The following is a 24769-nucleotide window of genomic DNA, read 5'->3' as shown; positions in this document are numbered from 1 at the left end:
TCAGGCTATTTTGCTTGCTCAGTCTGCTGATCCAGCGACTGAGCAAGTTGCCGGCGAATCTCCGCCAACATCTCATCAAGAATAAACTGTACCCGCCATGGCTGATATTCACGTTTGCGGAAAATCGCCACCAGATCCAGCCACCATTCATGCTGTCCGGAGAAACACGGAACCAGCCCGTTAGGCTGACTTTCTTTTTGTACGCTCGCCTTCGGTGCAAAAACAATGCCCAGATGGTTTCGCGCCAACGACAGCGCAGATTGCGTATTGTCGCAAACATAGTTACCCGTTACGCGATAGTCATGCATCTCTTTACCACCGGGGGAGGAGAATCGCCAAATGTTAGCATCATCAATCATCATGGAATCAATCAGAATACAGGAGTGATGCTCAAGTTCTTCAGGAGTGCTGATGGGATGTTGGGCCAGGTATTGATTACTGGCGAAAGCGGTAACCACATATTTGGTAATAAAACTGGCGACCAAAGATTCATCTTTTGGATGTGCATAAGTAATTAAAACATCACAGTCATCAGGAAATTCGACTCCTTCATAAAAGGCTTTACGTTCCAGGTTATAGGTTTTTAGCACCAGACTGATATCGCCAATATCCATAATTTTTGCAATAACATGTTGCGATAAGTAAGCGATAATTCCGGTTGGTGCATATACCGTTACTTTTCCACGTTTCTCGTGCTTATAATCAGCAATGAAATTATTTAACTGCTCGTTTCTGTCTAACATGTCATTGATGTAAGGAAGTAACGCTATACCAAACGGCGTGAGGGTCAGTTGCCGGGTGGTGCGGTCAAACACCTTTAATCCAACTTTTGACTCAAAATCAGCAAGATATTTACTGACGTTGGCCTGTGCGATGCCGAGAACAGTCGCGGCATGACTGATATTTTCACTGGCAGCGATTACCGAAATAATCTTCAACTCCCGGTGTTTAAGTTGTAATTTATTCATCGCCAAGCCCAATATATATAATTTTTTATATATTACTATATAAATATGAACCTTGCATCGATGAAATTGTAAGCATTATTATGCACCAGTTTTGTAGCTTATTTTAAAATGGAATGTTGGCATGTTAATTAAACACAATATTGTGGCGCTGCTCGCCTTTTCTTTTATGGCGAGTGCAACTGCCGCAGAGTTTTCAATTGGCGCTGGTGCTGTATATAATGAATCACCTTATCGCGGGTATAATGATAATGTTCACGCAGTACCGCTAGTCAGTTACGAAAGTGAATCATTTTATTTTAGGCAAACAACGCTAGGTTATATTTTGTCTAAGAGTGAAAGTAATGAATTTAGTATTACTGCCTCTTATATGCCGCTTGAGTTTGATCCCGGCGATAATGACGATCATGCGATGAAAAAGCTGGATAAGCGTGACGCAACTGCAATGGCGGGTGCCGCGTGGTATCACCATGAAAGATGGGGTAGCGTGAAAGTCTCCGCCGCTGCGGATGTGCTGGACAACAGTAATGGCTGGGTAGGGGAAGTTTCACTGTTCCGTCCAATGCCGATGGGCAAGCTGACGCTGACGCCATCGATTGGCGTGCTCTACTATGACGAAAACTTCAATGAATACTACTACGGCATATCGGGTAATGAGTCCCGTCGTAGTGGCTTATCAAGCTATTCCCCAGGCGATAGCTGGACACCGTATGTTGGCCTGTCCGCTAAATACGCATTGACCACTAACCTGACGCTGCTGGCAAGCGCCAATTATAGCGCACTGCCGGATGACATTAAAAATAGCCCGATGGTTGATCGCGATGACAGCTTTACCTTTATGTCCGGTCTGACCTGGCGTTTCTGATTTAAATACGTGCCTGATGGCGCTTCGCTTATCAGGCCTACGTGGATAGGTGTTGTAGGCCGGATAAGACGTGAAGCGTCGCCATCCGGCACGGTTTAATTACTGCTCGTTTATCCAGATACGCATTTCGCCTTCACCACGGTTTGCCCAGCTAAACCACGGAATAAACGTCAATGTATGCGCCTGACGCGAAGTTGGGGAAACATCGTAGTGCCACAACGATTGTTGTGCTGCATCGGCTGCACTTTGCTTCACACCTTCAGCCTGAATTAACATTTTATGGCTGAACAATCCCTTACCTTCGAATACTCTGAACTCACTCTCTTTTGGCAACCACAGATTATGCAATTCCTCGCCGTTGTCGGCCTGCTCCAGGCAATATACCAGTGGCCCACGCTGAATGGCGACCTTACCGGCAACATGACGCACTAATGGATTTCCGTATACCCGACGCACCGGCATTGGCAGGGTCAAACTGAGCGTATCGCCTTCCTGCCAGGTTCGACTGATGTGCAAATAGCCTTTGCGAATATCCTGCTCAACCGGCTGACCATTCAACAAAACCTGCGGCGCGGAGCACCAGTCTGGCAGGCGCAGAGCCAGAGTGTGATAAACCGACCGCGGTGATTCGATGGTGATTTTTACCTGCTCATGCCATGGGTAATCTCCGCTAATACGCAGTTTAAGCGAGCCGTTTACAACAGGGACCTCCATGCTATTGCCCACGTACATATTGATATACAGCGCGTCCTGACGCGGTGTATAGATGTAGTGGCCAATTGAGGTTAACACGCGGGCGATATTCGGCGGGCAACAGGCGCAGCCAAACCAGCGCTGGCGAACGGGTTTCACGTGGTCATAAATATGATTGAATTTTAATGATTTAGGATGTACTTCCAGCGGGTTCACATAGAAGAAGTGCTTGCCATCGAGCGCCATCCCGCCCAATACGGTATTATACAGGGCGCGCTCCATCACGTCGGCATACTGGCTGTCGGCTTCCATTTCCAGCATTCTGCGGGCGAACATCATCAGGCCGATTGAGGCGCAGCTTTCCGCATACACGGAGTCGTTGGGCAGATCGTAATCGCTGCTAAACGCCTCGCCGCTGCTTTGTGAACCGATCCCGCCGGTAATGTACAACTGGCGCTGGGCCATGTTTTTCCACAGACGCAGGCAATCCTGACGCTTGCCTTCGTCCTGGCTTAAGCGTGCCAGATGAGCGACGCCGGTCATCAGGTAGACAAAGCGCACTGCATGCCCGATCGCCGTTTGCTGTTCTGAAATGGGCTGATGAGCCTGGCTATAGGGTTTATCCTTCACCATCCATGCCGGACCGTAAGTATGCCAGTAAGAGGTTTGGCCGCGCTTTTCGTACTCTTCGTCATAGAAATGGGGCTGTGCGCCGCGCTGTTCCACAAAGTAATTTACCAGCGCCATATAGCGTGGTTGCTGGGTCACTTCGTATAAGCGCATTAACGCCAGCTCGATTTCCGGGTGTCCTGGGTAGCCGCGCAGTTGATTCTCCCCGAGTCCAAACACGCTGTCGATGTGATCTGCCAGGCGACACACCACCTCTAACAGACGGCGTTTACCCGTCGCCTGAAAGAACGCGACGCCTGCTTCGATCAAATGACCTGCACAGTACAACTCATGACACTCGGCGAGGTTGGTCCAGCGTTCATCCGGTGCTTTCACTGTGAAGTACGTATTGAGATAGCCATCTTCACACTGGGCGGCCGCCACCAGTTCAATGACTTCATCGGCCGTTTTTTCAAGTTCCGCATCGGGTTTCTGGCACAGGGACCAGGCAACGGCCTCCAGCCACTTTGCTACGTCGCTATCCTGAAAAACCATGCCGTAAAATTCGCCATCCTGCAGGCCCGCGGCGATACGGAAATTCTCTATCGCATGACTTGGTTCCGCCTCTGCAATGCGGTCATTGAGCGCATCCCATTGATAGGGGATCACCACGTCACGCACCAACTGCTGATATTGTCCGAGGAACGGATCGCTGACGGTGAGCTTATGCAGGTCGACTTCCAGTACGTTCATTTCGTGCTCCTTAAGGCTGTACATGACGCTGACGCAGATCGGTGGCAATGCGCGACATCATCGGATTATTGAGTTTGCAGATGCGGATAGACAGCGCCAACAGCAGGTGGAACAGCGCGGGCAGCAGCGTCTCCATCGCGGTAATTCCTTGCAGCGAGCTGGTGGTTTGGTTACCAGCGCCTGGCTGATAGGCGACAAAAATAAACAGCAGGCTGATGATCCCCGCACTTGAGGCCCAGGCCAGCTTGATGAAGAACAGATTGAAGGCGAAATTCATGCCGGAGGAACGTACGCCGGTTTTCCACTCGCCGTAATCGTCGGCGAAGGCCATCAGTGAGAAGTGCAACGGCAGCGTGAAGCCTAAAATAATGCCGTTACCGAGGATGACTGCCAGCCACAGCGTCTGATAAGCCGGGCCGGTTGGCAGGAACCACATCAGTATCGCCAGGGCCGTCAGCACCAGATTGGTGTAGTAATAGAGTTTGACGGTATCGATGCGGCGGGTCAGGGGGCTGACAATCACTGAACCGATGATGGACGCGAAAGTGACCATGGTGAAAAACAGCGACGTATAGGCGGTGCTGCCTTCCAGCACGTAGGTAATAAAATACATGTACCCGCCGCCGCGAATATTAAAGACGTTGATCAGCAGGAAAGACATTACCAGCATCAACAATAGCTGATCGTTTTTGCGCAGCCCTCCAATGTGTTCACGCAGGGTAAATTTCCCCATCATCGCCAGCGGTACACGCTCGCGAACCCAGAAGAAACAGCACAGGAACATCACCACCGCGATGGCACACAGGATGCCCACGCCAAACTGATAACCCTGTGCGGCATTGCCCTGACCCAGAATATCCACCATCCATGGCAGACCAACGGAAACCAGGAATCCCGCCACGCCGCACAGCACAAAGCGCCAGGACTGACAGGCGATCACCTCGTTATGGCGGGTCGTCATGGTGTTGATCAGCGCACAATACGGTACGTTGATGGCGGTATAGCCGACAGAGAGCAGGAGATAGGTGCCGAATGCCCAGGCGATCTTGACCCCCATGCTGGCGTCCGGGACGGTAAAAGTGAGCACGCCAATAATACCGATCGGAATCGCAACCCACAGTTGCCACGGGCGAAAGCGCCCCCAGCGGCTTTGCGTACGGTCGGCTAGCACACCCATGATGGGGTCGGAAATGGCGTCAAATACACGCAGGGCAATAAATAATGTGCCGACCAGCGCAGGCGTTAACCCGAAGACATCGGTGTAGAAAAATGTCAGGAAGTTCATGATCAGGCAGGTAATTACTGTCCCGCCAGCATCGCCTAGTCCATAACCAATTTTTTCACGCAGGGATAATTTGTCGTCCTGGGCACGCTGTGCCAAATCAGATGTTGTAATCGGAGCCGAAGTCATAAATAACTCCCGGAGAGGATGTTCAGAAAGTATCCCGCTACGTTGCGGGTTATTTGTTTGTAATTTGCAAAATACGTTATTTATTCTGCACGAAATATTTGGGTCAACAAGGGAAGAGAAAAGTATAAAAAGATGACAATTCCGACTTCATTATAAAAATGTGATTTCGATCCGGCGGAAAGCAGGTTTATCGTGAATAATCAATGATAAAGATCGGTTTAAATAATGTAGAAAGCGGGAATTTGAATATATATGCTCGAATTATCCATGTCTCTTCCGATTAAAGTGCAAAATGGTGGGCTATTTATTTCCCGGGGCGTGGGCAGTCATCCTGCGCGACGATTGCAATCCTGGGAAATTATCTTTGTTGAAAAAGGGACATTAACGATTCGCGAAGGCCAGACAGTTTTTTGCGTGAATGCCGGAGAAAGTTTGCTGCTGTGGCCGCAGCGCTTGCATATTGGCGTTGGGCAATTTCCGGCTGATTTGAAATTTTACTGGCTGCATTTTGAGGTGACGGCAGAAAACGACGCATCAATAACGGAACCGTTACTTGCTATCCCTCAACATACCCGGGTGGGCGAGCCCCAATATATTATTTCGCTGTTTCGCCAGTTCTTACGCGAGCAGGAAAATATTCATCGCAGCATGGCGCTGGAACTGATCCTGCTGCTGATTTTGCAGCAAATATCCGCAGCCGCCAGCGAGCAACCTGTCGACAGCCCCGGGAATGCGTTGGCCTGGAAAGCGCAGCAAATCATTCACACCCGGTTCCACCTGCCGATTTCCGCCTCAACGTTGGCGAAAGAGCTGCATTGCAATGCGGATTATCTGGGGCGCGTTTTCCGTGGCGCTTTCCGGCTGACGCTAACCGAAGCGTTGCACCGTCAGCGGGTAAGGGCGGCAGAAAAACTGTTAATCAGCGATTCGCTGTCGCTAACCGAGGTGGCGATGAAATGTGGATTTAATGATGTGGGTTATTTTCGCAAAATATTCCACAAGCACACCAGCCTGACGCCCGCGGCGTGGAAACGGCGCTATTGCAAAGAACATATCAATAGCGCCTGACCCGTTATTGTCCGTAATACGCATTTGCCCCGTGTTTGCGCAGATAATGTTTATCCAGCAACTCAGACTGCATATCCGGCAATTGCGGGGCTAACTGGCGAGAGAACAGCCCCATGTAGGCGCACTCTTCGAGCACCACAGCGTTATGCACCGCGTCTGCGGCGTCTTTACCCCAGGCGAACGGTCCGTGGGAGTGCACCAAGACCGCCGGAACCTGCAGCGGATTGAGATCGCGCTGCTCGAAGGTCTGAATGATCACCTCTCCGGTTTGATATTCATATTCGCCGTTGATCTCTTCAGCGGTCATTAGACGCGTACACGGAATAGAACCATAGAAATAATCGGCATGCGTGGTGCCCCATGCAGGGAGATCCAGACCCGCCTGCGACCAGATTGTCGCGTGGCGAGAATGGGTATGGACGATCCCGCCGATCTGTGGATAACGACGATACAGCGCCAGATGGGTTGGCGTGTCGGACGACGGTTTTTTGTTGCCTTCCACCACGTTGCCGCTGGCAATATCCACTACCACCATGTCGTCGGCGGTCATCACCTCATATTCCACGCCGGATGGCTTAATCACCATCAGTTTACGTGTTTCATCCACTGCGCTGACGTTGCCCCAGGTAAAGGTGACTAAGCCATGAGCCGGGAGCGCCAGGTTTGCCGCCAGCACCTCGGCTTTCAGTTGTTCTAACATGGAAATCCTCCTTCCTGCATGCGTGCTTCTATCCAGCGCCGTGCCTGGATAATTTCCAGTACCGGCTCCTTCGCTTTTTCAGTCCACATTTCAATCAGAAACGACCCGCGATAGTTCAGCTGATGCAGCGTTTTGAAGATGCCAACAAAGTCCACGCACCCTTCGCCAAACGGCACATCGCGAAACTGGCCCGGATGAGTTTCGGTTACCGGCAGCGTGTCTTTCAGATGGATAGCAGCGATGCGGTCAATGCCCAGCGTCAATTCGGCAGTGACGTCATTCCCCCAGGCGCTGAGGTTGCCCACGTCCGGATAAACGGTGAACCACGGCGATGACAGCATTTCATCCCACTTTTTCCACTTGCTGATCGAGTTCATAAACGCGGTATCCATGATTTCTACCGCCAGCATCACCTGCGCGGCAGCGGCTTGCTCGACTGCCCATGCCAGCCCTTCGGCAAAGCGCTGCTGCGTTCCTGCGTCATGTTCTTCGTAATAGACGTCGTAACCAGCCAGTTGAATAGTGCGGATACCCAGATCGCGCGCCAGACGGATGGCTTTGCTCATTATTTCTCGCGCCCGCTCACGCACGGCTTCATCGCGGCTGCCAAAGGGAAAACGACGGTGGGCGGACAAGCACATTGATGGGATCGCCACGCCGGTTTCCAGCATCGCGCTCACCAGCGATGTGCGCTGAGCCGGACTCCAGTCGAGACGCGACAGACGTTCATCGGTTTCATCCACCGACATCTCGACGAAATCAAAACCGCAGCTTTTTGCCAGCACCAGCCGTTCCGGCCAGGAGAGGTCTTTCGCCAGCGCTTTTTCATAGATACCTAATGGATGATTACGCATGCTGTGTTCCCCAGATGGCGTCGATTTGCGCATGGAATTCGCCAGCAACCTGCGCTGGGTTTTGCGCTCCCGCCAGCGCGCGCCCGGCAATAAAAGCTTTGACGTTAATATCGCGAAACAACGACAGATCGGCGGGCGTGATCCCACCGGTAATCGACAGTTCCAGACCAATATCAGAAAGCGCCTTCATACGCGCCAGGTCTGCTTCTCCCCACTGTTGTCCGCTGGCCTGAGCATCGCGGCCACGATGGTAAATCGCCTGGCGAACGCCAACGCGATACCAGTCGCGGGCATCATCCAGAGTCCAGTTGCCGAACAGCTCCATCTGAATTTCGCCGCCGCAGGACTGCGCGATGCCATGACCTTTCTCTACCGTCGCCAGCGGCGCAGCACAGATAATGGTCATCCAGTTGGCACCTGCTCCAAAGGCTTGCTGCGCGAGGGTTTCGCCCGCATCGGCCACTTTCCAGTCGGCGACGATGATTTTATTTGGGCACTGGGCACGCAGGGCTTTCACGGCGCTCAGCCCTTCGGTTAAGCAGAGAATCGTCCCCGCTTCAACGATATCGACGCTCTCTTGTAGCAGCGCGACGTCGCGTTGTGCGGCTTCAAGGCTGGTGTGGTCGAGCGCCAGTTGCAGTAATGGTCGACTCATCATTCGTGCTCCTTAATGCGGGCGTGGTAGCCCTGTAGTGCGGTAATTAAATCCAGGTATTGGCTGTATTTACGCTGGTAGCTCGCCTGCGCGGCGGCGTCCGGCAATAGCGTGCGTACCGGGTGCTGTAGGCTGCGCTGGGCGTCGCTGAAGTTGGAATAAACGCCGGTGCCGACGCGGGCGGCAAGCGCAGCGCCAAAGCAACCGGTCTCTTCAATCTGTGGCAATTCGATACGTAAACCGCTGACGTCTGCCAGCATTTGCATCCAGATGTCGGAGTGCGCCGGACCGCCGGTGACGCGCAGGGTATGCGCCTTCGTAAAACGTTCGCGCATGCGGTTGAGGTGGGTCATGTGGCTAAAAACCACGCCTTCGTAGATGGCCTGTAATAAGTGGGCGCGAGTGTGTATTGCCTGCATGCCATAAAAGCCGCTGGTCATCTCCAGCCCGGCGTTGCTGCCGTACAAAAAGGGCAGGAAGAAAAGCTCGCTACTGGCTTTCGGTAAGCTGGCGACGGCCTGATTGATCTCAGCAAAAGAGAGTTCGCCCCACTGGGCGGTAAACCATTCCAGATTGCCGGAAGAGGTCGGGCTGGCTTCGTGAACGATGTACTGCCCGTCGTTGACATAGCGCCCATAAACATAGGGATGGGCCTCGTGGTCGCGCAGACCGTGAGCGATCCCGCTGGTGACGGCCCAAGTACCCATCACCGCGTTGAGGGTGTATTCATCTTCGATACCGGCGCAGAGTGCGGTGGAAACCACATCAAACAGTCCGCCGACGACGGGCGTGCCCGCCGCCAGACCGGTTATGGCGGCTGTCTGAGCGGTGATTTCCCCGCATATTTCTGCTGAACCGACAATCGGTGGTAGCGCATTGTCGATCTCACTGATGCCCAGCCACTGGGTCAGGCGCGAGTCGTACTGACCCGAAGTCATGTTGTAGAGGTTCGACTCGGAGATATTGCTCTCTTCACAGCCTTTGACGCCGGTTAAGCACCAGCGCAGATAGTCATGGCCCATCATGACGCAGCCAATTTGCGCGTAACGGTGAGGCTGATTCTCTTTCACCCAGCGCAGCAATGATGCCGGATGCCCGGTCCACAATGTCTGGCGGGTGACCGGGTAGAGCTGCTCAGGGATCCCATCCTGCTGCCAGCGCTGAACGATATCCATCGCCCGGCGGTCGGAAGAGAGGATGGCATTGCCCAGCGGTTTATCCTGCTTATCGAGAAGGAACAGGCCTTTGCCCTGAGCGGAAATACCGACGCCTTTGATTTGATCGCCGCAGACGCCGGTGCGCGCTAACAGCCCGGCGATCGTGGCTACACACTGTTGCCACAACTGGTGCATATCGCGTTCGGCGTAACCGGGCAATGGCGATGCGGTCTGCAACGATTGCCGGTTAATGCCATGTTCATGACCTTTGGCGTCATACAACCCAGCTTTCAGATACGTACCGCCACAATCAATACCCAGCCAGAAGGTCTCTTTCTCACTCATCTTGTTATCTCATTTTTGCCGGATGGCGCTGCGCTTATCCGGCCTGGGACGGTTGCTACCTGTAGGCCCGGTAAGCGCAGCGCCACCGGGCATTGTTTTACGCTGTACGTTTATGTGGATTCAGTGTCTTTAGCGGAGCGGCACCGGCGTCGCATTTGGCTGGCAGCAGCAGCGCCATCAGCGCGGCCAGAGCCAGTGAGATAGCCAGGCAGTAAACCCCCGCATCTTTGCTATACAGGGTGATGAGTACGCCGACCGCATAAGGACCGCAGAAGCCGCCGAGGTTGCCCAGCGCGTTGATGACTCCACGCGCGCCACCGGCCATTTCCGCACTGAACAAACGCGCCGGAATGGTCCAGAACACGCCCGCTGCCGATTGCAGGAAGAAGCCGCAGCCGACCAGCGCGGCATAAGCCAGCCAGACGTTATTTTTCAGCGCCACGGAAAGGAACATGCACAGGGCAAAGCCAATCAACGGCAGGCAGACGAACAGCTTGCGTTTACCGGTGCGGTCAGAGAGAGAAGAGAACAGGAACATCCCGGCAATGGCCCCGACGTACGGCAGAATGGCGAGCATACCGACCTGTCCCATGCTGCTGTGCGTCAACTCTTTGAGGATGGTCGGCAGCCACAGGGTGTAACCGTAAATCCCGGTCTGATAGAAGAAGTTCAGCGCGATGAGCTGCCACATGGTTTTATCGGAAAGCACCGCGCCCAGAGAGGCATTTTTGACTTCCGTTCCGGCAATGGCTTTTTGCTCGGCGGCCAGCGTTTCGACCAGGTAATTTTTCTCGGCCTCAGAGATCCAGCGCGCCTCCTGCGGACGGTCGTAAACGGTATAGGCCCACAACACCAGTACAACGACGGAAAGCAAACCTTCAATGATGAACAGCCAGCGCCAGTCGAGAACGGTGATAATCCAGCCCGAGAGCGGGGCGGTAATGATCCCGGCAATCGGCACAAACATAATCACAATCGCATTGGCGCGACCACGCTCGGCGTCGGGGAACCAGTTACTGATCATCGTCAGCACCACCGGCAGCATGCCGCCTTCGGCAACGCCGAGTAAAAAGCGCAGAACCAGCAGTTGGTACTGATTAGTGATTAACCCCGTGAGGACGGAAATAACCGCCCAGGCAACCAGCGACCAGCCGATAAATTTCTTGCCGCTGCCGTGAACGGCAATTTTTCCGCCGGGAACCTGTAAAAACAGATAACCGATAAAGAAAATACCGCCAGCCAGTCCTGCCATGGTGGCGGAAATACCTAATTCCTCATCCATTCCGCCCGGCATCGCGAAAGCGATATTGACGCGGTCCATATAAGAAATAATACAGGCGATGAGAATAGGTGGAATAATCCGCAGCCAGCGCTGACGGGGTATATCTTTGAGTGTAGGGCGAGAGGTCATGTTCATATTAATATTCTCGTAGAGTAGTATTTTATTTTTATAGTTTTGCTTTATTTAATGCGGCGATACCGTCGCGCAATATTGCTACGCGATGGTTCACATCTGCATTGGCATTTATTTCCAGCAATTTAATACCGGCAAATTGCAATGGTTCGGCTTCTGCGCAGGCGAATAGTTCGCGGGCATGGTCGGTGGTCATCAGGCTTTGTGGGCAGAATGGGGCAAACGGCGCGTGTAAGTCCTGCCATTCGCCGTATTCCCCCGCAAGCGTGGTACCGGAGAACATCAGCGCGCCCAGTTTTCCAGCCCGTTTGGCCTGCTGCGTGTGGGCCAGCGCCAGGGCGGGATTCTGCCCTTCAATGGTCGATCGCGCCCAGTTAATGCACACGCAGATGTCATACCCGGCAATGACCTCCAGCACATTGTCTAACGGCAGAAAGCCTTTGCGCGGCGCAATGCCGGTCATGGCGTCGCAATGTTCCAGCACCAGATCGCAGGACCAGTCCCAGGAGGTAATCTCTTTCAGCGAACGGGCAAACGCGTCGGTGGCCTGTGCAACATTTGGGTTGCTGGCATTGGGGGCGGCATGCAGTTCCAGCGCAATCACTTTTCCGGCGTGTACCGTATTGATATGGTTGATTTTCTGCTGCAGATGACGGTAATACGCTATGCAGGCTTTACGCTGTTCTTCGTCGCTGGAGGCCAGCCCAAAAGCGCTGTTTGCGCCGCGACGGCGCATGGTTTCCATAATGGCGGTGACCACGATTTGCCAGTCGCCCGGCGTATGACGTAATAACCATTCGTCGCCTAACGGGTGAAGATGTTCAAGGCAGGGCTGCTCCAGACCGCGAATATCCGGAGTATCGGCGAGCTGTCGCCAGAATTCCTTCTCTTCCTCTTCACTCTTTTGGTGAAATGAGGGTGCACAGGGGTACGCACCGATAATATAACCGGCATTATTAACGCTCATGTTGTGCTCCTTTTTATAAAACTGAAATAGCAACCTTCACGACTATTTTGCGGATCGGCGTGGCGACAGTTTTATGACATGCAGGGCGATGAACATCCTGCGGGAAAAATATGGCATAACTTCCCGGAATCATTTCAATGAAAGATTCATGTTCGCTGGCGTGATAAAAAATAATATCGCGCTGTTCTAATAATGATTCGCTGATTTGGTTATTCCCGGTATCAATCGCGATCCCGATTTTCTCTTCGCCCCAAGCCAGAAATTGAATATCCAGGTAGCGGCGATGCACCTCCGGGCGATTTTCGGCAACGTCACGCGTGGTTAAATCGATAACCTGCGCGAAGATATTTTTACCGTCGATTTCTACCACACCCGGTTCCAGATTGCGGAAATCTGTGCTGCGCAGAAAGTCGAGTGCCCTTTCAATCGCCGCGGGTAAACGACATGGGTTAGGCTGAGCAATATGTCCGAAGATCATGGTGTTGCTCCTTACAGGGCCTGAATTTTGGCCCAGACGCTGTCATCAACGGTGATACCGTTGCGGCGGTTTTCTTCCAGCAGCTTTGTAAACTCGTGGCCCGGCAGGCGGACAGGTGTGTTTTCATCGGCGCGTTCGGCGGAGGTGATGAAATCCATAATGCGCTGCAGTTTGGCGTCGCGGGTGGCGCCGTCGATAAGCTTATCCACTTCAATGGCGATAAAAATCTGTGAAACACCATATTCATCGCTGTTGTCCTGGGTGACCTCGGCCACGGAAGAACCGTCTGAAAGCAGGGTGGCGATCATATCCAGCACAATCGACAGACCTGAACCTTTCCAGTAACCCATTGGTAAAATGCGGCGGTTTTTTTCGATAACGCCCGGCTCTTTAGTGAGATTGCCTTCATCATCAAAGCCACCATCTACCGGCAGTTCGCGACCGGCCAGGCGATTCACTTCCAGCATGCCGTAGGAGAACATCGACATCGACATATCAACCATGGTGATTGGCGATGAGGGGATCGCGACGATCAACGGGTTAGTACCAATGCGGCACTCTTTCGAACCCCACGGCGGCATGACGGCAATCGAGTTAGTCCAGCAGATACCGATGTAACCTTTCTCCGCCGCCTGCCAGCCATAGCTGCCGCCGCGCATCCAGTGGTTGGCGTTACGCAGTGCGACCAGGCCAATACCGTGATCGGAGGCCAGCTCAATGGCTCTGTCCATCATCTTTTTCGCCGTCAGATTTCCGATCGAACGCTGGGCATCCCATTGTTCAATCGCTCCCAGGCTAGTAATGCGTTGCGGTTTGGCCTCAGGAATGATGTCGCCGTTATCTAATTGCTGAATAAAACGAGGAAAACGATTCACGCCGTGTGAATACACGCCGGACTCGGTGGTGCGCGCAAACATTTCGGCACAGGCATCGGCGGTTTCAACGGCGATACCGCGTGCCAGCAGTACCCGATTGAACGCATCTTTCAACTGCTCAAAAGTGACTTTCATTCCTGTTTCCTTGTTTAAATTTGATCGCTTTTTTATCTCTAAATTTCACTATGCGAAATCTGATTTCAAATATAGCGATCAAATTTTGACAGATCAACGGGGTGGTCTATTTTTTAAAATCATCAAAATCAAATAGTTGTGTTTTTTCGGTTCAGATCGTGAACTGAAACACACTTTGCGCTACCATCAGAGCGCGACGAAAAGGGGAGCGGAAGCGATGGGCACAAAAGAGAGTGAAATGACGCAAGACAAAGAGAGGCCAGCCGGAAGTCAGAGCCTGTTCCGTGGTTTGATGTTGATTGAGATTCTGAGTAACTATCCGAATGGGTGCCCGTTGGCGCATTTGTCTGAACTGGCAGGGCTGAACAAAAGTACTGTGCATCGACTGCTGCAAGGGCTGCAATCCTGTGGGTATGTCACCCCCGCGCCAGCGGCAGGGAGTTATCGCCTGACCACCAAATTTATTGCCGTGGGTCAGAAGGCGTTGTCGTCACTGAACATCATCCATGTTGCTGCGCCGCACCTCGAAGCGCTGAATATCGCCACCGGTGAAACCATCAACTTCTCAAGCCGTGAAGATGACCACGCGATTCTGATTTATAAGCTGGAACCGACGACGGGCATGCTGCGTACCCGCGCTTATATCGGCCAACATATGCCGCTGTATTGCTCGGCGATGGGTAAAATTTACATGGCGTTTGGGCATGCGGATTATGTGGAAGCCTACTGGGAGAGCCATCAGGATCTTATTCAGCCCCTGACCCGCAATACCATTACCGGTTTACCGGCGATGTACGACGAATTGGCGCAGATCCGCGAAAGCAGTATGGCGATGGATCGGGAAGAGAACGAACTGGGCGTTTCCTGTATTGCCGTGCCGGTGTTTGATATTCATGGTCGGGTGCCGTACGCGGTGTCAATTTCACTCTCTACCTCGCGACTTAAGCAGATAGGGGAAAAAAATCTACTCAAGCCACTACGGGAAACCGCGCAGGCGATTTCAAATGAGCTGGGTTTTACCGTTCGCGATTAGGCAGAGATCCATAGTTATTCAGGCACCTGACAATATTTAACCGTTTCCCCTGTCCGATCAAAGCGACAAGGGCGACCTCTCTGGCACTCTGTGGTTTTCACGCAGAGGGAGGGGACAATGAACGCGTTTATTATGGCGGATGCGGCAAAATGTATTGGGTGTCGTACCTGCGAAGTTGCCTGCGTCGTCGCGCACCAGCAAAACCAGGACTGTGCGTCGGTCTCTTCTTCTGCGTTTATACCGCGGATTCGGGTAATCAAAGATGACGCCTTTACAACGGCGGTCTCCTGCCATCAATGCGAAGACGCTCCCTGTGCGAATGTTTGCCCAACGCACGCCATTCGTCGTGAACATGGGCATATCTTCGTTGAACAGACACGTTGTATTGGTTGTAAAAGCTGTATGCTGGCCTGCCCGTTTGGGGCAATGAATGTCGTTGCCCGTTCGTCGCGGGTGCAGGCGATAAAATGCGATTTGTGCTGGCATCGTGAGACGGGGCCAGCGTGTGTAGAAGCCTGCCCGACCAGCGCGTTGCAGTGTATAGATGCGGTCAGCGTCCAGAAACAGCGTCTACGTTCCCAGCCGCTGTGAAAGTAGCCCGACCCGTGCCTGGGTCGGGTTTATCATCAGCCTTCCAGCCAGGCGCGTTCGATCTCTTCAGCCAGAATCTTCACGCCAGCCTCGATTTTCTCCGGTTCCGGAACGTAGTTCATGCGCATGCACTGATGGGTATGCGGCCACGGTTTATCCAGCCCCGGGAAGAAGTAGTCGCCGGGAACCATCAGCACGCCACGCGCTTTCAGGCGCTGATACAGCAGTTCAGTCGTGATGGGCAAATCTTTGAACCACAGCCAAAGAAAAATCGCGCCCTCTGGTTTATGGATAAGGCAGCGATCTTCTGACAAGTAGCGGCGAATAATCGCAATCGTCTCCTGAACGCGCTGATAGTAAAACGGTTTAATTACCGTTTCGGACAGGCGCAGTAGATCGTTACGTTTAATCATCTCGCACATCATCGCCGGTCCCATCCCGCCAGGAGCAAGGCTGATGATGCCGTTCATATTGGTAATCGCAGTGATGATTTTTTCATTGGCGATAATGATGCCGCAGCGGGAACCTGGCAGGCCCAGCTTGGAAAGGCTCATGCACAGCACAATGTTGGGGTTCCACAGCGGACGCGCTTCGCTAAAGATGATGCCAGGGAATGGTACGCCATAGGCGTTATCAATCACCAGCGGGATCCCATGCAGGTTGGCCAGCCGGTCCAGCTTCATCAGCTCGTCGTCTGTGATCACGTTGCCTGTCGGGTTAGTCGGGCGTGACACGCAGATCATCCCCGTCTCTTCACCGATGTGCAGGTGTTCAAAATCAACGTGATACTTAAACTGGCCTTCCGGTAACAGTTCGATGTTCGGACGCGCGGAGACGAAAAGATCTTCTTCTAGCCCGGAATCGGCATAGCCAATGTATTCCGGGGCTAATGGGAATAACACTTTTTGCGTTGTTCCGTCAGCGCGGCGTCCGGCGAACAGATTGAATAAGTAGAAAAACGCGCTCTGACTGCCATTTGTCAGTGCAATATTTTGTGGCTCGATATCCCATCCCTGCTTCTCACGTAGCAGTTTCGCCAACTCAGACAGGAGCTCGGTTTTCCCTTGCGGACCGTCATAATTGCAAAGCGCATCAGTGGCTTTGCCGTTTGCCAGCATATCTGTCAGCAGAGACTGGAAGTAATTTTGCATCTCTGGAATTTGCGCCGGATTACCACCGCCGAGCATGATGGCGCCTGGGGTGCGTAAACCGTCGTTGAGGTCCTCCATCAGGCGGGTGATGCCTGAATGGCGGGTAAATTTGTCGCCAAAAAGTGAGAATGTCATAGCAGGGGGTCTGTCGAACTGAGTAGTAAAGTGGCTAACCATAGCGCTACCCATGGCAGGGTGCAAATCAGGGGAAGCGGACCGGATTGATGTTTTGTGCTGCAGATGTTTGCCTGGCTGGTTTTTTATTTTGTGTTGGGCTTCCCGCCGTATGCACAGCGGGAAGCCTGTTGGGATCAGGGCTGGCCGGCCCACACCACCATCACCTTATCGTCGCCATGCTCGCGGATAAATCCGTATCCCTGCTTCAGGGTAAGCGTAGTCTGTTTACCGGCGCCGATGGCGGGATGTCTGGCTCGGAACTGACTGATGCGCTGCCAGTGTGCGACGCTGGCAGCAGATTTCCCGCTCACATCCTGCCAGTTCATTTCTGAGCGCGTGCCCTGCAATGGGTCTGAACCTGTTGGTCCAAAGGGTCTGGCCGACTCGTCGCCGTAAAAGAGTTGTACCGCGCCAGGCGCCAGCAGCAATAGCTCGGCGGCTTTGTCTCCACCTTCGCGAAACAGACGCGTATCGTGCGAGGAGAGATAGCTCATGACGTTGAAATCCTGCAGTTTTTCAGCCATTTGTTGCCAGGTGACATCCATATTTGCCAGACAATCGACGGCCTTTGCCGCCTGCTCCTGGTAATCGAAATTGATCATCGCATCAAAGCCGTGACGGTAATAGTCGCTTTGCATTACGCCGTGGCCCCAGGCCTCGCCGGTCATCCAGAAAGGTTTATCATCCAGCGCTTTATCCGGGTTGGCTTTCTTCCATTCAGCCAGCGCTGCGCTGGCCTGTGTTTTTAATTGCTGCCAGGCGGGAAGCTCGACGTGTTTGGCGGTATCAACCCGAAAGCCGTCAATCCCGTAATCACGCACCCACTGGCTGAGCCAGTGCGTCAGATAATCGCGGGGCGTGTAACCGGCGATAGCTTTAGCGCGCGTATCTGGCTTATGCTGATAAAAGTTTGGCAGCCCGGAAGGTGTGGTGGATTCGGTTTTCAGATCGGGCAGGAAGGCCAGTGACATGGTCAGGTCGTCAAAGCCAGGATTGTCGTAATCGCCAATATCGGTACGGATCCAGTTTTTCCCCCACCATTTTTCCCAACCTGCTTTATCGCTGAAGTTGATGTAATCATTAAAGCTGTGCCAGCTTTGCCCGGCGGCTGGCTTCCAGTCCGTCCAGCGTTCACCGAGCGTGTTTTTCAGTTCATCGCCCGACAAGTACAGCACTCCAAGCTGATATTCCTGCATATCCGCCAGCGTGGCGTAGCCGGTATGATTCATGACGACATCGAACAGGATACGAATGCCGCGCTGGTGCGCACCCTCAACCAGGGCACGCAGGTCAGCTTCATTACCCATATTCGCATCGAGCGTGGTCCAGTCCTGAGTGTAATAGCCGTGATAAGCGTAGTGGGGGAAATCGCCTTTGGTGCCACCGCCGACCCAACCGTGAATTTGCTCAAACGGTGCGCTGATCCACAAGGCGTTGACGCCCAACTGTTGCAGGTAGTCGAGTTTACTGGTGAGTCCGCGCAAATCGCCACCGTGGAAAGTGCCAATTTCCTGCATGCCGTCGTTGCGACGTCCGTAGCTGTGGTCGTTGCCTGGGTCACCATTTACAAAGCGATCCGTCAGAACGAAATACACCGTAGCGTTATGCCAGTCGAAAGCAGCCGGGGCATCGGTTTCTGCCCGTTCCAGCAGCAACAGCCCGTTACTGGCTGCGGCAGGCTGTAGGGTAATCGACCCATTCTTTACCGTTGCCGTTTGTTTGCTGTAGTAATCGCGCACCACGGCACCTTCCGGAAAGGTCTGGCTCACATCCAGTGTTAACGGCGAACCATCCCATTTCGAGCACTGGCGAATCTGGGTCGTGACAGGGTCTGCGGCGCTTTTTACCGAGAGCATCAACGTTGGCGTTCCGGAGCGGGTATCGACTTCCAGCGTGTAATCGCCGTCTTTGAATAAACGCCACTGCGGCGGCGCTCCTTCACACGGTTTTAGCGATAGCATCTGGTTGAGTTTTATCGCATCAGCAGGCTGCCAGCACTGTTGGTCAAAATTCAGGATTAAAGGACGAGTACCCTTCGTCAACGCTGCATGGCTGACGAATTTACCCGTACCTTCCGCTTCGAAGTTGGGGAGTCCCTGAGAAGTCCATGATGAGGCGATGGCAATGCCGGGCATGAGCGCCAGCGCAACGGCGGCAAGTTTCATAATGCTGTCCTTGGTGCTGCTGTTTTCGCCAGTTTGCCAGTGAAATCAGGCTGGAAACTCATCCTTTGAGTCGATTCCGCCAGGAGGAGAAGTGAGGGTGAGCGATCGCGTTCAAAAAATGAACTTATTTTGCGATAACCTCCACATTTTCTTCGAATTAATGGCACCCTGAACCGTTAATGCGTGACATAGTTTCAGAATTGGACTATTCCTTTGGGTGCTCTTGACGGCTATTTTTGATATGATTTGAGATTCATCTCTCATTTTTGTGAAAAATATAAGGTGTTGGAATGTATAAATCCGACCAGGAGACCTAATGATATTGACTCCCATTCGACGATATGGGGCAATGATTCTTATGTTACTCACCGTTGCATTTTCGGGTGAGGTGCTGGCAAAGACACACACGGCGACAACGAGTCACAAGCCCCAGATAACCAAGGCAAGTAATAAACAGGTTAGCAGTAAACAAGAGTATTCTCGCAATAGTGCAAAGAGTAGTTCACTTCCTGATTTGCGAAAATACCCTTCCGGAACACCAAGGAAAAAAGCGTTTCTCCGGACGGTTATGCCTTATATTACCAGTCAAAATGCTGCCATTACTGCGGACCGTAACTGGCTGATTTCAAAACAGTACCAGAACCGCTGGTCACCGACTGAGCGTACGCGTATGAAAGACATCGCGAAGCGCTACAAGGTGAGCTGGTCTGGCAACACGCGTAAAATTCCGTGGAATACGCTGCTTGAGCGCGTAGACATTATCCCGACGAGCATGGTGGCAACCATGGCTGCGGCCGAAAGCGGCTGGGGTACGTCGAAGCTGGCGCGTAGCAACAACAACCTGTTTGGCATGAAATGTGGCAAAGGTCGTTGTAACAATGCCCCAGGTAAGGTGAAAGGCTACTCACAGTTTGAATCGGTAAAAGAGTCGGTGAATGCTTACGTCATCAACCTGAACACGCACCCGGCTTACTCTTCTTTCCGTAAATCACGTGCGCAGCTGCGTAAAGCCGATCAGGAAGTCACCGCTACCGCGATGATCCATAAGCTGAAGGGTTATTCCACTAAAGGACAGAGCTACAACAACTATCTGTTCGCAATGTATCAGGATAACCAGCGTTTAATCGCCGCGCATATGTAATTCTGTGTGCCGGATGGCGGCTTCGCCGTATCCGGCAATAATCCTCACAGCAACACTTCGCTGTTCACATCGCGATACTCTTTTGGCGTCGTGTCGTACTCTTTCTTGAAGACCGAATAGAAATACTGCAGAGACGGATAGCCACACATCTGTGAAATTTCGTTGATTGAAAGCGTGGTAGAAATCAACAGACTGCGCGCTTTTTCCAGCTTTTCGGCATGAATCACGGCGTGAATAGTCTCTCCGACCTCTTCTTTAAAACGCTTCTCCAGATTTGAACGTGAAATCCCTACTGAATCAAGAACTTGCTCAACCTTAATCCCTTTGCAGGCATGATTGCGGATAAAGTGCATCGCCTGAATGACGGCAGGATCGGTCAAGGAGCGGTAATCGGTTGAGCGCCGCTCAACCACGCGCACCGGAGGAACCAGAATGCGTTGCAGCGGCAGCGTCTCATTCGCCAGCAAGCGGTGCAGGAGTTTTGCGGCCTGGTAGCCCATCTGCCGGGCTCCCTGAGCCACGGATGACAGCGCTACCCGTGATAAGTAACGGGTCAGTTCTTCGTTATCTATTCCTATCACGCATAGCTTTTCCGGTACCGGAATATGTAGGTGCTCGCAGACTTGCAGGACGTGTCGTGCCCGCGCGTCGGTGACCGCGATAATGCCGGTTTGCGGCGGCAACGTTTGTAGCCAGTCTGCCAGACGATTTTGCGCGTGCTGCCAGTTTTCCGGCGCAGTTTCCAGCCCCTGGTAGACGACGCCGCGGTACTTTTCTTTAGCCACCAACTGGCAAAAGGCATATTCACGTTCTGCGGCCCAGCGTTTACCGCTTGAGGAAGGCAGGCCGTAAAATGCAAAACGGTTAACCCCTTTCTCTTTCAGATGCAGAAAAGCGCTTTCTACCAGCGCGTGGTTGTCGGTAGCAATGTAATGTACCGGGGGATAATCTTGCTCCCGATGGTAGGAACCCCCAACGCCGATGATCGGAACATCGACATCGGCAAGTAATTGCGCAATGTCATCATCGTCATAATCGGCAATAACGCCATCGCCTAACCAGTCTTTAATATTATCGATACGGGCGCGGAAATCTTCCTCAATGAATATATCCCACTCGGATTGCGATGCCTGTAAATATTCACCCACTCCTTCTACCACCTGACGGTCATAGGCTTTATTGGCATTGAATAACAGAGTGATGCGGTGACGTTTATCAAACATAAGAACCTGTCCTGGAAAGGTTAACGTGGGCCTGTCGATACTAGCAAAACCGCCGGTACGACTGCTTGATGAAGCGTGACAAATTTCCTGATTGCCTGAGGCCAGGCAAAATTTACATACTGTCAGCGGGATGACAATTGTCATTTTTCATCTGCGCATTACGGTTTTTTGTTTAATGGCTAACCTTCGATCGCGATCGCTTTTTTATTTCGTTTTTCAGCGCGTTTTTTTGGGAGCCAGCGCACGTTTGGGTATTCTCTTAATAGCGGTGTGAAATAACGTAATTGAGCAATAAATCAGGAAATTCCAGTATAGCCATATCGCAGTTTACTTACCGTATTACCTGATTATGGAGCTTATTATGCCGGCTTATTTTGACCAACTCGATCGTGTTCGTTTTGAAGGTACTCAATCCACCAACCCGCTCGCATTTCGCCATTACAATCCTGACGAAATCGTGTTGGGCAAACGTATGGAAGATCATCTGCGTTTTGCTGCCTGCTACTGGCATACCTTCTGCTGGAACGGTGCGGATATGTTCGGTATGGGCGCTTTCGATCGTCCGTGGCAGCAGCCTGGTGAAGCACTGGCGCTGGCGAAACGCAAAGCGGACGTGGCATTTGAGTTCTTCCACAAGCTGAACGTGCCTTACTACTGCTTCCATGATGTGGATGTCTCGCCTGAAGGGGCTTCACTGAAAGAGTACAAAAACAACTTTGCGCAGATGGTTGATGTGCTGGCGGCAAAACAGGAACAGAGCGGCGTGAAGCTGCTGTGGGGAACAGCAAACTGCTTTACCAACCCACGCTACGGCGCGGGTGCGGCAACAAACCCGGATCCAGAAGTGTTCAGCTGGGCCGCCACGCAGGTGGTTACGGCCATGGATGCCACGCACAAGTTAGGTGGTGAAAACTACGTTCTGTGGGGTGGTCGTGAAGGCTATGAGACGCTGCTGAATACCGATCTGCGTCAGGAACGTGAGCAAATTGGTCGCTTCATGCAACTGGTGGTGGAACACAAACACAAAACCGGTTTCCAGGGCACTTTGCTTATCGAGCCGAAACCGCAGGAACCGACCAAGCACCAGTACGACTACGATGCGGCGACCGTCTACGGCTTCCTCAAGCAGTTCGGTCTGGAAAAAGAGATCAAACTGAATATCGAAGCTAACCATGCCACGCTGGCGGGCCACTCGTTCCATCACGAAATCGCCACCGCTATCGCGCTGGGTCTGTTTGGCTCTGTCGATGCCAACCGTGGTGACGCGCAGCTGGGCTGGGACACGGATCAGTTCCCGAGCAGCGTAGAAGAGAACGCGCTGGTGATGTACGAAATCCTGAAGGCGGGCGGCTTCACCACCGGTGGCCTGAACTTCGATGCCAAAGTGCGTCGTCAGAGTACCGATAAATATGATCTGTTCTATGGTCATATTGGCGCGATGGATACCATGGCACTGTCGTTGAAAATTGCGGCCCGTATGATTGAAGACGGTGGTCTGGATCAGCGCGTGGCAAAACGTTATGCCGGTTGGAATGGTGAGCTGGGCCAGCAAATTCTGAAAGGGCAGATGACGCTGACGGAAATTGCGCAGTACGCTGAACAACATAACCTGGCGCCGGTGCACCAGAGCGGTCATCAGGAATTGCTGGAAAATCTGGTGAACCATTATTTGTTCGACAAATAACGGGTTTCTGAGAACGTCCGTAAGCCCGGTCAGCTCGCGCTACCGGGCCTTTCTTTAAGGAACGATGCCTTATGTATATCGGGATAGATCTTGGCACATCAGGCGTAAAGGCCATCCTGCTCAACGAGCAGGGGGATGTGGTCGCTTCGCACACGGAGAAACTCACCGTCTCGCGCCCGCATCCGTTATGGTCTGAACAAGACCCTGAGCAGTGGTGGTCGGCAACGGATCGGGCTGTGAAAGCATTGGGCCAGCAGCATTCGCTTCGCGAGGTGAAAGCGCTGGGGATTGCCGGACAGATGCACGGCGCGACGCTACTGGATGAGCAACAGAAGGTATTGCGTCCGGCTATTCTGTGGAACGATGGTCGCTGTGGTGAAGAGTGCGTGATGCTGGAGAATCAGGTTCCGCAGTCTCGTGCGATCACCGGCAACCTGATGATGCCTGGCTTTACCGCGCCAAAACTGCTGTGGGTGCAACGCCACGAGCCGGAGATTTTCAAACAGATTGATAAAGTTCTGCTGCCGAAAGATTACCTGCGTTTGCGCATGACCGGTGATTTTGCCAGCGATATGTCTGATGCGGCAGGGACAATGTGGCTGGATGTCGCGAAGCGTGACTGGAGCGATGTCATGCTGGCTGCCTGTAAACTGACTCGCGCACATATGCCTGCGCTCTATGAAGGCAGCGAGATTACCGGAACCTTGTTGCCAGACGTCGCTAAAGCCTGGGGAATGCAGGAGATTGCGGTTGTTGCCGGAGGTGGTGATAACGCGGCGGGAGCGGTTGGCGTAGGCATGATGAATGCCGGTCAGGCGATGCTTTCGCTGGGGACATCCGGTGTCTATTTTGCGGTGAGTGATGGTTTCCTTAGCAAACCGGAAAGTGCGGTTCACAGTTTTTGCCATGCTTTGCCTGAGCGATGGCATCTGATGTCTGTGATGTTAAGTGCGGCATCGTGTCTGGACTGGGCGGCAAAATTAACCGGACTGGCGAGCGTTCCTGCATTGATTGACGCTGCGCAACAGGCTGATGAACTCGCGGAGCCGGTCTGGTTTTTACCTTATCTTTCCGGTGAACGTACGCCGCATAACAATCCGCAGGCCAAGGGCGTATTTTTCGGTCTGACGCATCAGCATGGTCCGGCAGAACTGGCGCAGGCGGTGCTGGAAGGTGTGGGGTTTGCGCTGGCTGACGGTATGGACGTGGTACATGCCTGCGGCGTGCAGCCCGCCAGCATTACGTTGATTGGCGGCGGGGCGCGCAGTGAATACTGGCGTCAGATGCTATCTGACATCAGCGGATTGCAGCTGGATTATCGTACCGGCGGTGATGTCGGCCCTGCACTTGGTGCGGCGCGACTGGCGCAAATTGCCATGAATCCGCAGCGGCCTTTATCAGACCTTCTGCCTCAGCTTACGCTGGAACAAGCGCATTATCCTGACGCCGGGCGCCACGCGCTTTACCAACAACGTCGGGAAACCTTCCGCCGAATCTACCAGCAGTTGCAACCGCTGATGTCCTGATCCTCGTTCCCCTCTGGTAAACAGAGGGGATTTATCAAATGTATATTTCAATCCAATAAATAGTTAGTACGCATGGATTTATTCTGAAAGTCCGGCGTAGTGCCATTTTTCTGTGTTGTCTTTAGCGGGTTATT

At 52.9% G+C, this 24769-nt stretch carries 21 protein-coding genes; 7 read left to right on the top strand and 14 right to left on the bottom strand.

All coding sequences use genetic code 11. The features are described 5' to 3' along the window. Positions 1-5: 5 nt before the first annotated feature. Positions 6-968 carry a LysR family transcriptional regulator gene (locus OGV89_RS02310; RefSeq protein ID WP_003844559.1) on the bottom strand — a complete coding sequence of 321 codons (963 nt, stop codon included), beginning with the start codon at positions 966-968 and terminating at the stop codon, positions 6-8. 121 nt (positions 969-1089) lie between these two features. On the opposite strand from OGV89_RS02310, the gene OGV89_RS02305 reads away from it, so the two are divergent. Next, the gene (locus OGV89_RS02305) at positions 1090-1830 is read left to right on the top strand and encodes a MipA/OmpV family protein (protein WP_003024206.1); all 741 of its coding nucleotides are present in this window, start codon (positions 1090-1092) and stop codon (positions 1828-1830) included. Between the two features lie 99 nt (positions 1831-1929). Here OGV89_RS02305 and OGV89_RS02300 read toward each other — a convergent pair whose 3' ends face one another. Both OGV89_RS02300 and OGV89_RS02295 read right to left on the bottom strand, forming a co-directional pair. Further along, the gene (locus OGV89_RS02300) at positions 1930-3885 is read right to left on the bottom strand and encodes a glycoside hydrolase family 127 protein (RefSeq protein WP_032937193.1); all 1956 of its coding nucleotides are present in this window, start codon (positions 3883-3885) and stop codon (positions 1930-1932) included. Positions 3886-3895: 10 nt separating this feature from the next. Next, a complete protein-coding gene (locus OGV89_RS02295) occupies positions 3896-5296 on the bottom strand; it encodes an MFS transporter (RefSeq protein WP_130715273.1) in 1401 nt (466 codons plus the stop codon). 252 nt (positions 5297-5548) lie between these two features. On the opposite strand from OGV89_RS02295, the gene OGV89_RS02290 reads away from it, so the two are divergent. Further along, on the top strand, positions 5549-6364 hold the full coding sequence (locus OGV89_RS02290) for a helix-turn-helix domain-containing protein (protein WP_003844563.1): 816 nt from the start codon (positions 5549-5551) through the stop codon (positions 6362-6364). A 4-nt stretch (positions 6365-6368) separates the two neighbouring features. Here the strand turns inward: OGV89_RS02290 and araD are convergent, their stop codons facing one another. The 8 genes from araD to yiaK form a co-directional block, all read right to left on the bottom strand. Then, on the bottom strand, positions 6369-7064 hold the full coding sequence (gene araD, locus OGV89_RS02285; protein WP_003024215.1) for an L-ribulose-5-phosphate 4-epimerase: 696 nt from the start codon (positions 7062-7064) through the stop codon (positions 6369-6371). Then, complete coding sequence (locus OGV89_RS02280) at positions 7058-7918, bottom strand: L-ribulose-5-phosphate 3-epimerase (RefSeq protein WP_054528883.1); 861 nt, start codon at positions 7916-7918, stop codon at positions 7058-7060. Before OGV89_RS02280 ends, araD begins: the two co-directional genes overlap by 7 nt. After that, complete coding sequence (gene ulaD, locus OGV89_RS02275) at positions 7911-8573, bottom strand: 3-keto-L-gulonate-6-phosphate decarboxylase UlaD (RefSeq protein WP_054528929.1); 663 nt, start codon at positions 8571-8573, stop codon at positions 7911-7913. The genes OGV89_RS02280 and ulaD overlap by 8 nt, the downstream gene beginning before the upstream one ends. Next, on the bottom strand, positions 8573-10075 hold the full coding sequence (locus OGV89_RS02270; protein ID WP_003844568.1) for an FGGY-family carbohydrate kinase: 1503 nt from the start codon (positions 10073-10075) through the stop codon (positions 8573-8575). The genes ulaD and OGV89_RS02270 overlap by 1 nt, the downstream gene beginning before the upstream one ends. Before the next feature lie 97 nt (positions 10076-10172). Next, positions 10173-11492, bottom strand: coding sequence for an MFS transporter (locus tag OGV89_RS02265; RefSeq protein WP_003837687.1), 1320 nt, complete (start codon positions 11490-11492; stop codon positions 10173-10175). Positions 11493-11523: 31 nt separating this feature from the next. After that, the gene (locus tag OGV89_RS02260; RefSeq protein ID WP_213168445.1) at positions 11524-12456 is read right to left on the bottom strand and encodes a DUF4862 family protein; all 933 of its coding nucleotides are present in this window, start codon (positions 12454-12456) and stop codon (positions 11524-11526) included. A 13-nt stretch (positions 12457-12469) separates the two neighbouring features. Continuing rightward, complete coding sequence (locus tag OGV89_RS02255) at positions 12470-12934, bottom strand: YhcH/YjgK/YiaL family protein (RefSeq protein WP_003024232.1); 465 nt, start codon at positions 12932-12934, stop codon at positions 12470-12472. 11 nt (positions 12935-12945) lie between these two features. Next, entirely contained in the window at positions 12946-13944 is a 999-nt protein-coding gene (gene yiaK, locus OGV89_RS02250; RefSeq protein WP_003024235.1) for a 3-dehydro-L-gulonate 2-dehydrogenase, read from the bottom strand. A 217-nt stretch (positions 13945-14161) separates the two neighbouring features. Here yiaK and yiaJ point away from each other — a divergent pair, with 217 nt between their 5' ends. Both yiaJ and OGV89_RS02240 read left to right on the top strand, forming a co-directional pair. After that, positions 14162-14977, top strand: coding sequence for an IclR family transcriptional regulator YiaJ (gene yiaJ, locus OGV89_RS02245; RefSeq protein ID WP_003024237.1), 816 nt, complete (start codon positions 14162-14164; stop codon positions 14975-14977). 117 nt (positions 14978-15094) lie between these two features. After that, positions 15095-15568 carry a 4Fe-4S dicluster domain-containing protein gene (locus OGV89_RS02240; RefSeq protein WP_003844571.1) on the top strand — a complete coding sequence of 158 codons (474 nt, stop codon included), beginning with the start codon at positions 15095-15097 and terminating at the stop codon, positions 15566-15568. A 35-nt stretch (positions 15569-15603) separates the two neighbouring features. Here OGV89_RS02240 and avtA read toward each other — a convergent pair whose 3' ends face one another. Both avtA and malS read right to left on the bottom strand, forming a co-directional pair. Further along, complete coding sequence (gene avtA / locus OGV89_RS02235; RefSeq protein ID WP_003844572.1) at positions 15604-16854, bottom strand: valine--pyruvate transaminase; 1251 nt, start codon at positions 16852-16854, stop codon at positions 15604-15606. Between the two features lie 176 nt (positions 16855-17030). Beyond that, entirely contained in the window at positions 17031-19061 is a 2031-nt protein-coding gene (gene malS, locus OGV89_RS02230; RefSeq protein ID WP_003844574.1) for an alpha-amylase, read from the bottom strand. Positions 19062-19377: 316 nt separating this feature from the next. On the opposite strand from malS, the gene OGV89_RS02225 reads away from it, so the two are divergent. After that, positions 19378-20202 (top strand): protein bax, encoded by an 825-nt coding sequence (locus tag OGV89_RS02225; protein ID WP_003024247.1) that lies wholly within the window; start codon positions 19378-19380, stop codon positions 20200-20202. Between the two features lie 44 nt (positions 20203-20246). Here OGV89_RS02225 and xylR read toward each other — a convergent pair whose 3' ends face one another. Then, positions 20247-21425, bottom strand: coding sequence for a D-xylose utilization transcriptional activator XylR (gene xylR / locus OGV89_RS02220; RefSeq protein ID WP_171858345.1), 1179 nt, complete (start codon positions 21423-21425; stop codon positions 20247-20249). A gap of 361 nt (positions 21426-21786) precedes the next feature. On the opposite strand from xylR, the gene xylA reads away from it, so the two are divergent. Both xylA and xylB read left to right on the top strand, forming a co-directional pair. Next, on the top strand, positions 21787-23109 hold the full coding sequence (gene xylA / locus OGV89_RS02215) for a xylose isomerase (protein ID WP_181825912.1): 1323 nt from the start codon (positions 21787-21789) through the stop codon (positions 23107-23109). A 71-nt stretch (positions 23110-23180) separates the two neighbouring features. Beyond that, a complete protein-coding gene (gene xylB / locus OGV89_RS02210) occupies positions 23181-24635 on the top strand; it encodes a xylulokinase (RefSeq protein ID WP_048232995.1) in 1455 nt (484 codons plus the stop codon). The last annotated feature ends 134 nt before the right edge of the window (positions 24636-24769 follow it).

Origin of the sequence: Citrobacter sp. Cf125, from assembly GCF_030333935.1 — a bacterium.
GTDB lineage: Bacteria > Pseudomonadota > Gammaproteobacteria > Enterobacterales > Enterobacteriaceae > Citrobacter > Citrobacter freundii.
Note: the sequence above shows the minus strand (reverse complement) of the source record. Positions and strands in the feature narration are given on the sequence as shown.

Bases quoted from the DNA above. Each gene is read 5' to 3' on its own strand.
- OGV89_RS02260 (WP_213168445.1), bottom strand. From the start codon at position 12,456: ATGAGCGTTAATAATGCCGGTTATATTATCGGTGCGTACCCCTGTGCA.
- xylB (WP_048232995.1), top strand. From the start codon at position 23,181: ATGTATATCGGGATAGATCTTGGCACATCAGGCGTAAAGGCCATCCTG.
- OGV89_RS02300 (WP_032937193.1), bottom strand. From the start codon at position 3,885: ATGAACGTACTGGAAGTCGACCTGCATAAGCTCACCGTCAGCGATCCG.
- OGV89_RS02265 (WP_003837687.1), bottom strand. From the start codon at position 11,492: ATGAACATGACCTCTCGCCCTACACTCAAAGATATACCCCGTCAGCGC.
- OGV89_RS02255 (WP_003024232.1), bottom strand. From the start codon at position 12,934: ATGATCTTCGGACATATTGCTCAGCCTAACCCATGTCGTTTACCCGCG.
- yiaK (WP_003024235.1), bottom strand. From the start codon at position 13,944: ATGAAAGTCACTTTTGAGCAGTTGAAAGATGCGTTCAATCGGGTACTG.
- yiaJ (WP_003024237.1), top strand. From the start codon at position 14,162: ATGGGCACAAAAGAGAGTGAAATGACGCAAGACAAAGAGAGGCCAGCC.
- xylR (WP_171858345.1), bottom strand. From the start codon at position 21,425: ATGTTTGATAAACGTCACCGCATCACTCTGTTATTCAATGCCAATAAA.
- OGV89_RS02270 (WP_003844568.1), bottom strand. From the start codon at position 10,075: ATGAGTGAGAAAGAGACCTTCTGGCTGGGTATTGATTGTGGCGGTACG.
- ulaD (WP_054528929.1), bottom strand. From the start codon at position 8,573: ATGAGTCGACCATTACTGCAACTGGCGCTCGACCACACCAGCCTTGAA.
- OGV89_RS02240 (WP_003844571.1), top strand. From the start codon at position 15,095: ATGAACGCGTTTATTATGGCGGATGCGGCAAAATGTATTGGGTGTCGT.
- malS (WP_003844574.1), bottom strand. From the start codon at position 19,061: ATGAAACTTGCCGCCGTTGCGCTGGCGCTCATGCCCGGCATTGCCATC.
- xylA (WP_181825912.1), top strand. From the start codon at position 21,787: ATGCCGGCTTATTTTGACCAACTCGATCGTGTTCGTTTTGAAGGTACT.
- OGV89_RS02310 (WP_003844559.1), bottom strand. From the start codon at position 968: ATGAATAAATTACAACTTAAACACCGGGAGTTGAAGATTATTTCGGTA.
- OGV89_RS02305 (WP_003024206.1), top strand. From the start codon at position 1,090: ATGTTAATTAAACACAATATTGTGGCGCTGCTCGCCTTTTCTTTTATG.
- avtA (WP_003844572.1), bottom strand. From the start codon at position 16,854: ATGACATTCTCACTTTTTGGCGACAAATTTACCCGCCATTCAGGCATC.
- OGV89_RS02290 (WP_003844563.1), top strand. From the start codon at position 5,549: ATGCTCGAATTATCCATGTCTCTTCCGATTAAAGTGCAAAATGGTGGG.
- OGV89_RS02225 (WP_003024247.1), top strand. From the start codon at position 19,378: ATGATATTGACTCCCATTCGACGATATGGGGCAATGATTCTTATGTTA.
- OGV89_RS02295 (WP_130715273.1), bottom strand. From the start codon at position 5,296: ATGACTTCGGCTCCGATTACAACATCTGATTTGGCACAGCGTGCCCAG.
- araD (WP_003024215.1), bottom strand. From the start codon at position 7,064: ATGTTAGAACAACTGAAAGCCGAGGTGCTGGCGGCAAACCTGGCGCTC.
- OGV89_RS02280 (WP_054528883.1), bottom strand. From the start codon at position 7,918: ATGCGTAATCATCCATTAGGTATCTATGAAAAAGCGCTGGCGAAAGAC.